We start from the raw sequence: 13,065 nt of genomic DNA on the forward strand, positions 1-13,065 counted from the left end.
CGGGAACCCGGGGTTCCCGCGGCGGGCCGGTCGTGTCACCGTGCGCGGAGGGCGCGGCGCGTCAGCACCACGGCACGGTGCCGCGCACCACCCGCACGTAGTGGGCGGAGACGTAGCCGCGTACGTGCGCGAGCCGGTACCACTGGTGCGTGCCGCGCACCCACGAGCCGTAGGCCCGGCACTTGAGCGCCACCAGCCGTCCCGCGTGCCGTACGCCGATCACGTGGTAGCCGGTGCCCGGGCCGGAGCGAACGTGCAGCGGCGAACGGTAGGTGACCACCCGTCCGAAGGCGCGGTGTGAACGCCTGTGCGTGGCACGGTGGTTGACGTGGTGGGTGGCGGGGTGAGCGGCGTGCCGGGCGACGGGGAGCGCCGGCTGGAGCAGGTGTGCGGGGAGCAGGTCGGGGACGGTCGCCGACACGGCGGTGCGCGGTGCGGGGGCGGCCGGGGCGGCGTCGGCGGCGGTGGGCACGAGCGCGAGCATCGCGACCGTGGCCAGCAGGCCGCCGGTGAGGGTCCGTCGGATCATGGAAACCTCCGGGCTGTCGTTCTGTGACCACGTGCCGTGATCACCTGCCGCCCAGCGTTTCCGTGCGGCCGGCCCGCAATGCCGTCCCCGCGTCCCGGGGACGGCGGGGACGTCCCAGGGGCCGCGCTCGGACGCGTTCCCCGCGCTCGGACGCGTTCTTCGCGCTCGGCTCCGCGTACCGTGCCCGGACGCGTGCACTGCGCCCGGATCCGCGTTCACGGCGAGTGCACTCGCGAACTACTTGAGTAACGCAACGATATGGTAAACTGGCCCCATGTCCACCGCACCCCCGCCCCCCGGACCCGTCTCGCCCGAAGTGGCCGAGATCGAGCGTGCCCTCACCCGGATCACGTACCTGAGCACGCGGGCCCGGCAGCACGAGAAGCTGATGGCTCTGGCCGGTGTTCCGCTGGACCGCGCCGCGGTGGCCCTGCTGCGCCAGATCGCCGACTCCGAGCCGCTGCGGCCCGGCGAGCTGGCCCACCGCCTGGGTGTGGAGGCCTCCCACGTCACCCGCACCGTCCAGCAGCTGGAGAAGTCCGGGCACGTCACCCGCGTCCCCGACCCCGACGACCGCCGGGCCCAGCGTATCCGGCTCACCGAGCCGGGCCGGGACGCCATAGCGCGCGTCCGGGAGGTCGGCGCCCGGGGCATGGAGGCCGCCCTGTCCGGCTGGTCGGCCGACGAGCTGCGCCGGCTCGCCACCCTGTTCCACCGCATGGTCGACGACTTCCTCGCCTACGCCAAGGACGTCGACCCCGAGCAGGAGGCCGCGGGGGAGATCACCACCCGTGCGGGCGCCCCGACCGGCTGAGAGCAGCCGCGCGGGTGCGGTAGGGTTGACCCGCGCGTTCGCACGGGACACCGCACGGACGCATCGGGACGTGGCGCAGCTTGGTAGCGCACTTGACTGGGGGTCAAGGGGTCGCAGGTTCAAATCCTGTCGTCCCGACTTTACGAAGTCGCAGGTCAGGGGCCGTTTCAGAGCAGATCTGAAGCGGCCCCTCGATCATTCTCGAGGGCCGGTCGGGAACCAGTTGGGGACCGGTGCGGCTCCGGGGCGCTGACAGAAGGCGGGTGTCGCGGTGCCGTCGTTCTGGCTGCGGAGGAGAGGCTGACGTCTGGTCAGGGGACCGAAGACGCCGGCCGAAGGGGGGATGGGCGGTCGCCGTCCGCGTCACAGGCCGGCGTACGGCCCTGTGACCGCCGCCGTGGCTGCGCAGGACAGGTAGTTCTTCGCGTGGTGGAACCCGTAGCCCGCGTGCACGGTGTCCGTCAGGTCGAGGCCGATTCCCCGGAATGCGCGGCCGAGCCCCGAAGGGATGGCCACCGGGTCGCCGGGGTCCGCGATGTTCACCCACCGGCGCACGCACGCGGGCCGCTCGCCGCGGCGGCCCTCCGGGCCGTCCTCGGGGCGGGGCAGTTGCGCCCGTCCCGGCCCACCGCGTGCAGCGTGCGCTCGCCGGAGGCGGCGATCCGGCCGTGCGCCACCAGGTGCACGACGAGTACGGCGGTGTCGTCGTCCGGCATGGTGATCGCGGCCCGGATCCGGCCGGACGGGTCGCCGCCCCCCGCCTCGGCGGACGAAGGCGCGTCGCCGCCTGCGGAGGGAGGCCGGTAGCCGAAACGCGCCAGCGCCTTCGCGACGTCCGCGGCGTGGCGCGGGGCTTCGGCGAGCGGGTCGAGTTCCTGCTGTTCCAGCGACGGCGGTCCGTCCTGACCGTCGTCGTCGATCGGAAGCCCGATCGTGAGCATCGTCCGCAGCACAGAACCCCCGGCCCCCGTCGTCGTTCCCGCCCGGCCGGCTCCCGCCGTCCGCACGCGCGCGCGAACGCGTCGCGGCCGGGACGTCGAGCGATCTTCGCAGGTTCGTCCACCCGCCACCACCGAGTCCGGGACAATCATCACGGGGGCTGGGGAGGGGGAGTTGTGGGGGCGGGGCGCAGCGGGGTGCGGGGGCCGCGAACCTTCCTCGCCGAACAACGCCATCCTGCTCCGGGGCCGGTCGCCGGCCGCCCTTTCGTCCGTGGGGTTCAGCCCGGCGGCGGTGCGCGTCCGGGCGCCGTCCGCCCGCCCCGCCCGGTGGACGCCGCCTGCCCGCCCCGCCCGGTGGACGCCGCCTTTCCTCCCCCGTGGACACCCCCTTGACTGTGGCTCCAGGTGGCCCGACACTCCAGAGAGGAATCCTAGTGAACAGGTAGGGAATCATGTGGCGCCTTGAGCCGGAGACCGGCCGTGTGAGCCGTACGTCCCGGCCGTCGCCCCCGGCCGGCGAGGTCGCCCCGCTCGGTGCACCCTTGCCCGGCGCGCCCCCGCCCGTCTCGCCCCTGCTCACCTCGCGCCGCCACATCGACCTGCTGCGCGTCTGCAGCGCCCTCGGCGCTCCCGGCTGAGCCGGGCGTCTCCAGGTCCGCAGTGCCTGGCCCCGGCTCCACGGCTCCGACACCGCTTCCGCAGCGCGTGCCTTCGCGCGTGCCCGTACCCGGGGAGACCCATGTCCGTCACACCGCAGGCCGCTCACGTCGCCACCCGCCCCGCGCCCGCGTTCCGGGGCCGCATCGGCCGGGACGCGCGCAGCGGACACTACGCCGTGCCCGGCCGCTACCGCCTCCACCTGTCCACCGCCTGTCCGCAGGGGCTGGCCATCGCCGTCACGCACAGCCTGCTGGACATCGCGGACAGCTGTCCGGTGACGTTCCTGCCGGCCGTCCCGGACGGACCGGACGGCGGCCACACGGCCCTGGAACCGCTGTACGAGGCGAGCGCCCACCGCCACCCCGGCCCGGCGCTCGCCCCGGTCCTCAGCGACGGCTGGTCGGGACGGATCGTCAGCACCCACGCCCCCGACATCACCCGGGACCTGGACCGGTACTTCGGCGACGGCAGGGCCGCCCTGTACCCGCGCGCCGCCGCCGCCGAGATCGAGGCCGTCGAGCGGCTGTGCGCACGCGGTGTGGAGGAGGCCGCCCAGCGCGCCGGGCGCGCGGACGGCGATCCGGCGGAACGCGCCTCGGCGCTCGACGTGCTGCTCGGCGCGCTGGACGAACTGGAGCACCGGCTGACCGGCCACGACCACGTCACGGGCGACCGGCTCACCGGCGCCGACGTGACGCTGTGGGTCACCCTCGTCCAGCTCGACACCGTGCACCGCCACCACCTCGACGCCCACGCGGTGCACCGCATCGCCGGCCGTCCCGCCCTGTGGGACCACGCCCGGCGTCTCACCGCGTACCCGGCCTTCGCCGCCCACCTCGACCTGGCCGGCACCGCCCGCCGCCACCACGCCCGCTGCCGGGGCCTGGAGGCCGCCGGCGCCGCCGTCCAGATCCTCGACTGGGCCGCCCACGCGGACGGCACCCGCCGGATCCACCGGCCCTGAACCGCCGTACCCGACGGTCCACCTGACGGACCGGCGTTGACTTCCGAACGGACGACTGACTTAACTTACGGCCCGGAAGGGGCGCGGGACCACGCGCCCGTACACCCCTGACCGGGACCGGACGCCCGGGCGCCCCGGACGGTCACGACGACGCGCGCGGCGGCCCACACGGCCCGCCCCGCGGATCCGGCTCCCGGGCCCCACAGCGACGAGCGACAGGTGACGGACATGTACGCAGTTCCCCGGACGGCCACGGGCCGTGCCCAGGGCTGCGTTCCGCCGTCCGCGCAGCGCCTGGTCGCCGACCGTGCCGTCGACCTGCTCCGGGTCAGCAGCGCGCTGTGTACCGCGCCGGGCCGTGCCCGCCGCCGGGGCTGACGAACTTCCCGCAGCCCCGCCCGAGAGCCGGACACCGCAGTCGCGGTGATCCGCCGTCCGCCCGCCCCGCCACCGCGCCTCCACCGGTCCGATGCCGTCCGCCCAGCGGTCCACGCCCCCGCTGCGCGCCGCCGGCGCGGCCGGGTGCGACCGCCGCCGTGGCCCGGGGCGTCCGACTCCGCCGGAGCCCACCCATGAGTGAACCCCCTGGCGCCGCCGTGTCCCTCGCCGAGGCAACGCCGGCCGCCACCACGCCTTTGCCCCTGCCCACCCTGCGGATACGGCCCTCGCGCCGCCCCGGCCGGTGGCTCGCCACCGCCGTCGTACTGGTCCTGGTCGCCCAGTTCGCGCACGGCCTGGTCACCAACCCCTTCTACCAGTGGGACCGCTTCGGCTACTGGTTCCTGCGGCCGACCATCCTCGACGGCCTCCTCGTCACCCTCGAAGTCACCGCGCTCAGCGCCGTGCTGGGCCTGCTCGGCGGCGTCGTCCTCGCCCTGGCCCGGCTCTCCCGCAGCCCGGTGCTGCGCGCGGTCAGCTGGACCTACGTGTGGGCGCTGCGGTCCGTGCCGCTGATCGTGGTGCTGATCTTCCTCTACAACTTCTCCGCCCTGTACCGGACCGTCAGCATCGGCATCCCGTTCGGTCCGGCCTTCTTCCGGTTCGACGAGTCCCGGCTGGCCACCGACATGGCCGTCGCCGTCGTCGGGCTCAGCCTCAACGAGGCGGCCTACGCGGCCGAGGTGGTCCGCGGCGGCATCCTCTCCGTGGACCAGGGCCAGTACGAGGCCGCCGCCGCACTCGGCCTGCCCAGGACCCGCCAGTTCCGGCGGATCGTCCTGCCGCAGGCCCTGCGCTCCATCGTCCCGAACTACGTCAACCAGCTCATCGGCCTCGTCAAGAGCACGTCCCTGGTCTTCTACGTCTCCCTGCTCGACCTCTTCGGCTCCGCGCAGACCATGGGCTCCACCTACCCAGGCGACATCGTGCCGCTGCTGCTGGTGGTCACCGCCTGGTACCTGGTCCTGACCAGCGCCGTCTCCGTCGTCCAGTTCCACGTCGAACGCCACTACGCCCGGAGCGCCCAGCGCGCGCTGCCGCCGACCCCGCTGCAGAGGCTGCGCGGCCGTCTCACCGGGCTGCGGGAGCGCGTGCGCCGCGAAGCCGCCGTATGACCACCCCGCTCCTCGCCGCGGTGGACCGGGCGCCGGTCCACCACCGTCCCCTACTCCTGCGAAGGACAGCCATGCCCACCCTGCGTCCCCCCGGCCGGGTCCCGCGCGCACTCACCGCCGGCACCGCCCTCGTCACCCTCGCCCTCCTCCTCACCGGCTGCGGCGGTGACAGCGAGGCCGCCACCGCCACCGGGGACGCCGCCGGGAAGGTCACCGTGGGACAGCTCTCCAACGGCGCCGCCCGGCCAACCACCCTCGACGTGCCCGAGGTCAAGGCCCTGCACGCCGAACTGCCCGCCGCCGTACGGGCGAGAGGCACGCTCGTCATCGGCGTCGGCGCGCTGCCCTCCGGCTTCCCGCCGTTGGCGTACGTCGGCGGGGACCAGAAGACCCTCACCGGTGCCGAGCCCGACCTCGGCCGGCTGGTGGCAGCGGTCCTCGGTCTGAAGCCCGAGCTGAAGAACTCCACCTGGGAGAACATGTTCGTCGGCATCGACAGCGGCCGGACCGACGTCGCCTTCTCCAACGTCACCGTCACGGAGGAACGCAAGAAGAAGTACGAGTTTGCCTCCTACCGGCAGGACAACCTCGCCTTCGAGGTGCCCGCGAAGAGCACCTGGACCTTCCGCGGCGACTACCGCGCCCTCGCCCGGAAGACCGTGGCCGTCGGCTCCGGCACCAACCAGGAGAAGATCCTGCTGGAGTGGAAGGACCGGCTCGCCCGGGAGGGCAAGCGGCTCACCGTCAAGTACTACCAGGACAGCAACAGCACCTACCTGGCCCTGGCGAGCGGCCGTATCGACGCCTACTTCGGCCCCGACCCCGGTATCGCCTACCACGTCCGGCAGAGCGCGAACACGCCCCGCGCCACCCGCAACGCGGGCACCTTCTCCGGTGCGGGCGCGGGCCTGCAGGGCCTGATCGCGGCCACCGCGAAGAAGGACAGCGCACTGGCCAAGCCGCTCACCGACGCCCTCGACCACCTGATCCGAGGCGGTCAGTACGGCAAGTGGCTGGCCGCCTGGAACCTCTCCGACGAGGCCGTCCCCAAGGCGGAGACCGACCCGCCCGGCCTGCCCCTCGACAACTCCTGACCCACGGACCTCCAGGAAGGCACCCGCATGTCCACGACCTCCTCTTCCCCCGGCCCACTGCACCTCGCCGTGGCGCTCGACGGCACCGGCTGGCACCCCGCCTCCTGGCGGGAGGCGGTGTCCCGGCCCCAGGACCTGTTCACCGCCCGGTACTGGGCCGACCTCGTCACGGAGGCCGAGCACGGGCTGCTCGACCTCGTGACCTTCGAGGACGGGCTCGGCCAGCAGTCCTCCCGCTTCGGCGAACCGGACGGCCGCACCGACCAGGTCCGCGGCCGGCTGGACGCCGTACTGATCGCGTCCCACGTCGCACCCCTCACCCGGCACATCGGACTGGTGCCGACCGTGGTGGCCACGCACACGGAGCCGTTCCACATCTCCAAGGCGATCGCGACCCTCGACCATGTGAGCGGCGGCAGGGCCGGGCTGCGCGTCCAGATCACGCCCCGCCCCCATGAGGCCGCCCACTTCGGCCGCCGCACCTTCCCCCCGATCACCCTGGAGAGCCTGCGCAGCCCGGCCGGACAGGAGCGGATCTCCGAACTGTTCGACGAGGCCGCCGACCACGTCGAGGTCGTGCGGCGGCTGTGGGACAGCTGGGAGGACGACGCGGAGATCCGCGACACGGCCACCGGCCGCTTCATCGACCGCGACAAACTGCACTACATCGACTTCGAGGGCCGTTTCTTCAGCGTGAAGGGCCCCTCCATCACACCCCGTCCGCCACAGGGCCAGCCGGTCGTCAGCGCCCTCGCCCACCAGACCGTCCCCTACCGGCTGCTCGCCCGCCAGGCCGACATCGGCTACGTCACCCCGCGCGACGCCGCCGACGCCCGCCGCATCGTCGAGGAGATCCGCGCCGAACAGCGGACGGCGGGCCGCGCCGACGAGCCGCTGCACGTCTTCGGCGACCTCGTGGTCCTCCTGGACGACGACCCGGCGCGGGCCGCCGCCCGCAAGGACCGCCTCGACACCCTCGACGGCGCCGAGTACGCCGGCGACGCCCGCGTCTTCACCGGCACGGCCCCGCAACTCGCTGACCTGCTGGAGGAGTTGCGCACCGGCGGGCTCACCGGTTTCCGGCTCCGGCCGGCCGTCCTCGGCCACGACCTGCCCAGGATCACCCGGGACCTCGTCCCCGAACTCCAGCGCCGCGGCCTCTTCCGGCACGCCTACGAGGCCGGCACCCTGCGCGGCCGGCTCGGCCTCGCCCGCCCCGCCAACCGCTACGCCTCAGCCGCCACCGCCACCGCCACCGCCGCAGCCGTCACCGCCTGAGCCGGAAGGACCGCACGCCATGAGCAAGCCGCACAAGCAGATCCACCTGGCCGCCCACTTCCCCGGAGTCAACAACACCACCGTCTGGGGCGACCCGGCGGCCGGCAGCCACATCGACTTCAGCTCCTTCACCCACTTCGCCCGCACCGCCGAACGCGCCAAGTTCGACTTCCTCTTCCTCGCCGAGGGCCTGCGCCTGCGCGAACAGGGGGGACGGATATACGACTTGGACGTCGTCGGCCGCCCGGACACCTTCACCGTCCTCGCCGCCCTCGCCGCCGTCACCGACCGCCTCGGCCTGACCGGCACCATCAACTCCACCTTCAACGAGCCCTACGAGGTGGCCCGCCAGTTCGCCAGCCTCGACCACCTCTCCGCGGGCCGCTCCGCCTGGAACGTCGTCACCTCCTGGGACGCCTTCACCGGCGAGAACTTCCGGCGCGGCGGCTTCCTGCCGCAACAGGAGCGCTACTCCCGCGCCCGGGAGTTCCTGGCCACGGCGAACGAACTCTTCGACTCCTGGCACGGCGACGAGATCGTCGCCAACCAGGGCGCCGGCGCCTTCCTGCGCGACGCCCGGGCCGGCGCCTTCGTGCACAAGGGGCAGCACTTCGACATCCACGGTCAGTTCGACGTGCCGCGCTCCCCGCAGGGACGGCCGGTGATCTTCCAGGCCGGCGACTCGGAGGAGGGCCGCGAGTTCGCCGCCGCCGATGCCGACGCCATTTTCAGCCGGTACGCCACCCTCGCGGAGGGCCAGGCCTTCTACAAGGACGTCAAGGGCCGCCTCGCCAAGTACGGCCGCCGACAGGACCAGTTGCTCATCCTGCCCGCCGCGACCTTCGTGCTCGGCGACACCGACGCCGAGGCCGAGGAACTGGCCCGTGAAGTGCGCCGGCAACAGGTCAGCGGCGCCACCGCGATCAAGCACCTGGAGTTCGTCTGGAACCGCGACCTGTCGGCGTACGACCCGGACGGGCCGCTGCCCGACATCGACCCCGACATCAGCGAGCAGCACATCGCGCGCGGCCGGGCCCAGGTGCGGATGTACCGCGACCCGCTGGCCACCGCACGCGAGTGGCGCGAACGGGCCGCCGCCCACGGCTGGTCCATCCGCGACCTGGTCATCGACACCGGCAACCGGCAGACGTTCGTCGGCGCACCCGCCACCGTCGCGAAGACCATCGACGACTTCGTCCAGGCCGACGCCTGCGACGGCTTCATCCTCGTCCCGCACATCACGCCCGGCGGCCTCGACCCGTTCGCCGACAAGGTCGTCCCGCTCCTGCAGGAACAGGGCGTCTTCCGCACCGACTACGAGGGCACGACCCTGCGCGACCACCTCGGCCTGGCCCACCCGGACCACGCGCGCGAGGAGAAGGCGGCCTCGTGAAGTTCCTCGCCATCACCCTGATCGTGCACCGCCCGGACCCGGCCACCGGCGTACTGAAGCCCACCCACGACCGCTTCCGGGAGGTCCTCGACAACGCCGTGCTCGCCGAGGAACTGGGCTTCGACGGCTTCGGGGTGGGGGAGCGGCACGAGCGGCCCTTCCTCTCCTCGGCGCCCACGGTGGTGCTCAGCCACATCGCGGCGCTCACCCGGCGCATCCGGCTCTTCACCGCCGTCACCACCCTCAGCCTGCTCGACCCCGTCCGCGCCTACGAGGACTACGCGACCCTGGACCACCTCTCCGGCGGCCGGCTCGACCTCATCATCGGCAAGGGCAACGGCACCGCCCAGCGGGACCTGTTCCACGTCACCCCCGAGGACCAGTGGGACCGCAACGCCGAGAGCTACGAGGTGTTCCGGACCATCTGGCGCGAGGACAGGGTGAGCGCCGACACCCGCTTCCGGCCGCCGCTGAAGGACGCCGAGGTGTGGCCGCGCCCGTACCAGCGGCCCGTGCGGGTCTGGCACGGCAGCGCGACCAGCCAGGAGAGCGTCGACCTCGCCGCCCGCTACGGCGACCCGCTGTTCTCCGCGAACGTCACCCACCCGATCGAGCCGTACGCCGCACTGGTCCGCCACTACCGCGAACGCTGGGAGCACTACGGCCACGACCCGGCGGACATCGCGGTCGGCGCGGGCTCGGCGGGCCTGTACGTGGCCCGTACCTCGCAGGAGGCGCTCGCCGCCTACCGGCCCGTCTTCGAGAGCAACCTGGCCTTCCAGGAGAAGGCGGGCCTGCCCGTGGTCTTCGAGACGCTCGAGGACTTCGCGGAGCGCTCCTCGGCGCTCATCGGCAGCCCGGAGCAGGTGATCGACAAGGTGCACCGCTACCACGAGCGGTTCGGGCACACCGTGCAGCACGTGCAGGCCGACGCGGGCCAACTGACCGACACGCAGCACCGCGACTCGCTGGAACTGTTCCAGAGCGAGGTCGCGCCCGTGCTGCGCCGCACGATCGCGGACCCGCCGTTCGCCTGGGAGCCGGTGCTCCCGGGCCAGGCGGCCGCCCCCGCACCCACCGCCCACGTCCACTGAGGAGCCCCCGTGTCCTTCGGCACCCCTCTCGGCGTCCTCGACCTGGTCCCGATCCCCTCCGGGGCCACGGCGCCCGACGCGCTGCGCAACTCCCTCGACCTGGCCCGGCGGGCCGAACGCCTCGGCTACACCCGGTACTGGTTCGCCGAGCACCACCTCAACCCGGGCGTGGCCGGCAGCTCGCCCGCGGTCCTCCTCGCCCTGACGGCCGCGGCCACCTCCACCATCCGGCTCGGTTCCGGCGCCGTCCAGCTCGGGCACCGTACCGCCCTGTCCACGGTCGAGGAGTTCGGCCTGGTCGACGCCCTCCACCCCGGCCGCCTCGACCTGGGCCTCGGCCGCTCCGGCGGGCGCCCGCCGGCCGAGCCGGCCGCGCCGCCGCCGACGGCCACCCCGGTCGTCGACGGCCGCGCCCGAAACGGCCTGCTGATCCCGCCCCGCTTCTCCTTCGCGTCCCTGCTCGGCTCGCCCCGCCTCGCCCTGCAACGCCGGCTGCTCCACCTCCCGGGCGCCGAGCCCCAGGAGTACGCGGAGCAACTCGACGATCTCCTCGCCCTGCTGGCCGGGACCTACCGCTCAGCGGAAGGCGTCGAGGCCCACGCGGTGCCCGGCGAGGGAGCGGACCTCCAGGTGTGGATCCTGGGCAGCAGCGGCGGGCCGAGCGCCCGGGAGGCCGGCGCGCGCGGTCTGCGCTTCGCCGCGAACTACCACGTCAGCCCGGCCACCGTCCTGGAGGCCGTGGACGGCTACCGGGCCGCCTTCCGGCCCTCCGACGTCCTCGACAAGCCGTACGTCAGCGTCTCCGCCGACGTCGTGGTCGCCGAGGACGACGCCACCGCCCGGCACCTCGCCGCCGGCTACGGGCTGTGGGTCCGCTCCATCCGCACCGCCGAGGGCGCCATCGCCTACCCGGCGCCCGAGGAGGCCCGCGCACAGCCCTGGAGCGACCAGGACCGGGCACTGGTGCGCGACCGCGTCGACACCCGCTTCGTCGGCTCACCGGCGCGCGTCGCCGACCGGCTCGAACAGCTCCAGGACGCCACCGGAGCCGACGAGTTGCTCATCACGACGATCACCCACGACCACGCCGCCCGGGTACGGTCCTACGAACTGCTGGCGCGGGAGTGGCGGCGCAGGTCCGGGTAGCGACCCGGCGAGCGTCGCTTCGCCGCGCGGTGGGGCGACCGTGCGGCGAGGCGACCGTGCCTCAGGCCGCCCCGAACGCCGAGAACGCCCAGCCCGTCGCCTGGTGCGTCGCGTCGCCCGGCACGGCGGCGCGGGCGTCGCGCAGCGCCTCGGCCAGGGACAGCCCGGCACCGACCCCCTTGTGCAGCGCGAGCATCAGCGGCACCACCGCCTCGTCGTTGACGGGCGCGCTGCACGCCACCACCCCCGCCGTGCCCAGCGGCAGCAGCGCGGTGACCAGACCCAGCAGCTCGTCCGCGCCGACCGAGGCGAACCGGGCCGTGTCGCAGCACGACAGGATGATCCGGTACGGACTGCGCTCCAGACGCTCGAAGTCGTGCACGATGAGTGGGCCGTCCGCCATCGTCAGCGACGAGAACAGCGGGCTGTCCGCGCGGAAGGCGCCGTGCGCGGCGATGTGCGCGAGCGCGGCACCGTCCAGCTCCCGCAGTACCCGCGACACGTGCGCCGCGTCCTCCTCCAGCACGGTCGCCGTCCCGTACCGCCCGGCCAGCTCGGGCACCTCCGCACCGCCGGTCGCGAGCCCCGGGCCGCGCACCAGCACCGGGCGGGTGAGCGGCGGGGGTTCGGTCTCGCGGGCGCGCAGCCAGCTGCTCGCCGACGGGGACACGCTCAGCACCCGCTCGCGCAGCGACGGCAGCAGCGCCCACGGCACCCGGTGCAGCGAACCCGGCGGCACAACCACCACCGGCCCGGACCCCAGCTGCCGGGCGGCCGGGCCCAGCAGCAGCTCCTCCAGGCGGCGGCCCGCCGCCTCCACCAGCGGCAGCCGGGCCGCCGCACCGGGATGCGCGAGGCGCCGCAGCCCCGCCTGCACGTGCTCGGCCTCCGTCACCGCGTCCGCGAGCCGCCCGGCCTCGAAACGCCGTACCCGCCCCCGGCCGCACAGCAGCACGTGCACCCGCCCGTCCAGTACGGCCAGTTCGACCAGGCACCCGTCCCCGAGCCGCTCCAGCAGCCGCGCGGGCGGGAAGCGGTCGCCGCCGCCGGGCGCCTCGCCGCGCAGGTGCAGGGTGCGGGAGCGGATCTCGCGCTCCAGGCGCCGCTGCTCCCGCTCCAGAGCCGGCACCGGTTGACCGTCCTGCCGGGCCTCCTCCGCGCGGGCCGCGATCTCACGGAACGCCGTCAGGCCGCTGAGCAGCGCCGGATCGGCGGGCGGCCGGGTGGGCGGCGCGGACAGCACGGTCGCCCGCCAGCGTTCGCTCCACACCAGCAGCCGCCGCGGGCTGCCGGAGGCGAGCGCCGCCTCCTGGGCCAGCGCGGCGAGTTCGGCGCCCTGCGCCGTGGCCCGGGCCCGCAGCTCGGAGGCGCCCAGCGTCATCCGGTGGTCGTCCAGCACATCGAGGCCGCGCCGGCACGCCTCCAGCACCCCCCGGCCCGAACCGGCCGCCCGCGCCCGCAGCGCCTGCGCGGCCCAGCCCGTCATCCGCGCCAGTGGCGGCCCGCCGTACCGGCTGCGCGCGGCGACCGCCAGATGCCGCTCCGCCTGCGCCGGACGGCCCAGCGCGAGCGCGATCCGGCCGGCGAGCAGCGCCGCCT

Annotated in this window: 14 protein-coding genes and 1 tRNA gene; 11 read left to right on the forward strand and 4 right to left on the reverse strand. The window is 74.4% G+C overall.

Going from position 1 to position 13,065, the window contains the following annotated elements:
- Positions 1 to 61: 61 nt before the first annotated feature.
- Entirely contained in the window at positions 62 to 529 is a 468-nt protein-coding gene (locus ACFC02_RS38510) for an SH3 domain-containing protein (RefSeq protein WP_376366994.1), read from the reverse strand.
- A 274-nt stretch (positions 530 to 803) separates the two neighbouring features.
- Here ACFC02_RS38510 and ACFC02_RS38515 point away from each other — a divergent pair, with 274 nt between their 5' ends.
- Both ACFC02_RS38515 and ACFC02_RS38520 read left to right on the forward strand, forming a co-directional pair.
- Complete coding sequence (locus ACFC02_RS38515) at positions 804 to 1,343, forward strand: MarR family winged helix-turn-helix transcriptional regulator (protein ID WP_376366996.1); 540 nt, start codon at positions 804 to 806, stop codon at positions 1,341 to 1,343.
- Between the two features lie 64 nt (positions 1,344 to 1,407).
- A tRNA-Pro gene (locus ACFC02_RS38520) sits at positions 1,408 to 1,481 on the forward strand.
- A gap of 225 nt (positions 1,482 to 1,706) precedes the next feature.
- On the opposite strand, the gene ACFC02_RS38525 is transcribed toward ACFC02_RS38520, so the two are convergent.
- The gene (locus ACFC02_RS38525; RefSeq protein ID WP_376366998.1) at positions 1,707 to 1,886 is read right to left on the reverse strand and encodes a hypothetical protein; all 180 of its coding nucleotides are present in this window, start codon (positions 1,884 to 1,886) and stop codon (positions 1,707 to 1,709) included.
- Positions 1,883 to 2,284, reverse strand: coding sequence for a hypothetical protein (locus tag ACFC02_RS38530; RefSeq protein ID WP_376367000.1), 402 nt, complete (start codon positions 2,282 to 2,284; stop codon positions 1,883 to 1,885). The genes ACFC02_RS38525 and ACFC02_RS38530 overlap by 4 nt, the downstream gene beginning before the upstream one ends.
- A gap of 452 nt (positions 2,285 to 2,736) precedes the next feature.
- Here ACFC02_RS38530 and ACFC02_RS38535 point away from each other — a divergent pair, with 452 nt between their 5' ends.
- The 9 genes from ACFC02_RS38535 (at position 2,737) to ACFC02_RS38575 (ending at position 11,466) form a co-directional block, all read left to right on the forward strand.
- Positions 2,737 to 2,922: a putative leader peptide gene (locus ACFC02_RS38535; RefSeq protein WP_376367002.1), complete on the forward strand. Its 186-nt coding sequence runs from the start codon at positions 2,737 to 2,739 to the stop codon at positions 2,920 to 2,922.
- 101 nt (positions 2,923 to 3,023) lie between these two features.
- Complete coding sequence (locus tag ACFC02_RS38540) at positions 3,024 to 3,908, forward strand: glutathione S-transferase C-terminal domain-containing protein (RefSeq protein WP_376367004.1); 885 nt, start codon at positions 3,024 to 3,026, stop codon at positions 3,906 to 3,908.
- A 228-nt stretch (positions 3,909 to 4,136) separates the two neighbouring features.
- The gene (locus tag ACFC02_RS38545) at positions 4,137 to 4,286 is read left to right on the forward strand and encodes a hypothetical protein (protein ID WP_376367006.1); all 150 of its coding nucleotides are present in this window, start codon (positions 4,137 to 4,139) and stop codon (positions 4,284 to 4,286) included.
- 194 nt (positions 4,287 to 4,480) lie between these two features.
- Positions 4,481 to 5,461 carry an amino acid ABC transporter permease gene (locus ACFC02_RS38550; RefSeq protein ID WP_376367008.1) on the forward strand — a complete coding sequence of 327 codons (981 nt, stop codon included), beginning with the start codon at positions 4,481 to 4,483 and terminating at the stop codon, positions 5,459 to 5,461.
- A gap of 71 nt (positions 5,462 to 5,532) precedes the next feature.
- Positions 5,533 to 6,555, forward strand: a complete 1,023-nt coding sequence (locus ACFC02_RS38555) for an ABC transporter substrate-binding protein (RefSeq protein WP_376367010.1) — start codon at positions 5,533 to 5,535, stop codon at positions 6,553 to 6,555.
- A gap of 27 nt (positions 6,556 to 6,582) precedes the next feature.
- A complete protein-coding gene (locus tag ACFC02_RS38560) occupies positions 6,583 to 7,833 on the forward strand; it encodes an LLM class flavin-dependent oxidoreductase (protein ID WP_376367012.1) in 1,251 nt (416 codons plus the stop codon).
- A gap of 19 nt (positions 7,834 to 7,852) precedes the next feature.
- On the forward strand, positions 7,853 to 9,226 hold the full coding sequence (locus ACFC02_RS38565) for an NtaA/DmoA family FMN-dependent monooxygenase (protein WP_376367014.1): 1,374 nt from the start codon (positions 7,853 to 7,855) through the stop codon (positions 9,224 to 9,226).
- Complete coding sequence (locus ACFC02_RS38570; RefSeq protein WP_376367016.1) at positions 9,223 to 10,320, forward strand: LLM class flavin-dependent oxidoreductase; 1,098 nt, start codon at positions 9,223 to 9,225, stop codon at positions 10,318 to 10,320. Before ACFC02_RS38565 ends, ACFC02_RS38570 begins: the two co-directional genes overlap by 4 nt.
- Before the next feature lie 9 nt (positions 10,321 to 10,329).
- Positions 10,330 to 11,466, forward strand: a complete 1,137-nt coding sequence (locus tag ACFC02_RS38575; RefSeq protein ID WP_376367018.1) for an LLM class flavin-dependent oxidoreductase — start codon at positions 10,330 to 10,332, stop codon at positions 11,464 to 11,466.
- A gap of 61 nt (positions 11,467 to 11,527) precedes the next feature.
- On the opposite strand, the gene ACFC02_RS38580 is transcribed toward ACFC02_RS38575, so the two are convergent.
- The coding region (locus tag ACFC02_RS38580; protein WP_376367020.1) for a CHAT domain-containing protein at positions 11,528 to 13,065 on the reverse strand (1,538 nt) is incomplete at its 5' end.

Source organism: Streptomyces sp. NPDC056160 (assembly GCF_042268205.1).
Lineage (GTDB): Bacteria > Actinomycetota > Actinomycetes > Streptomycetales > Streptomycetaceae > Streptomyces.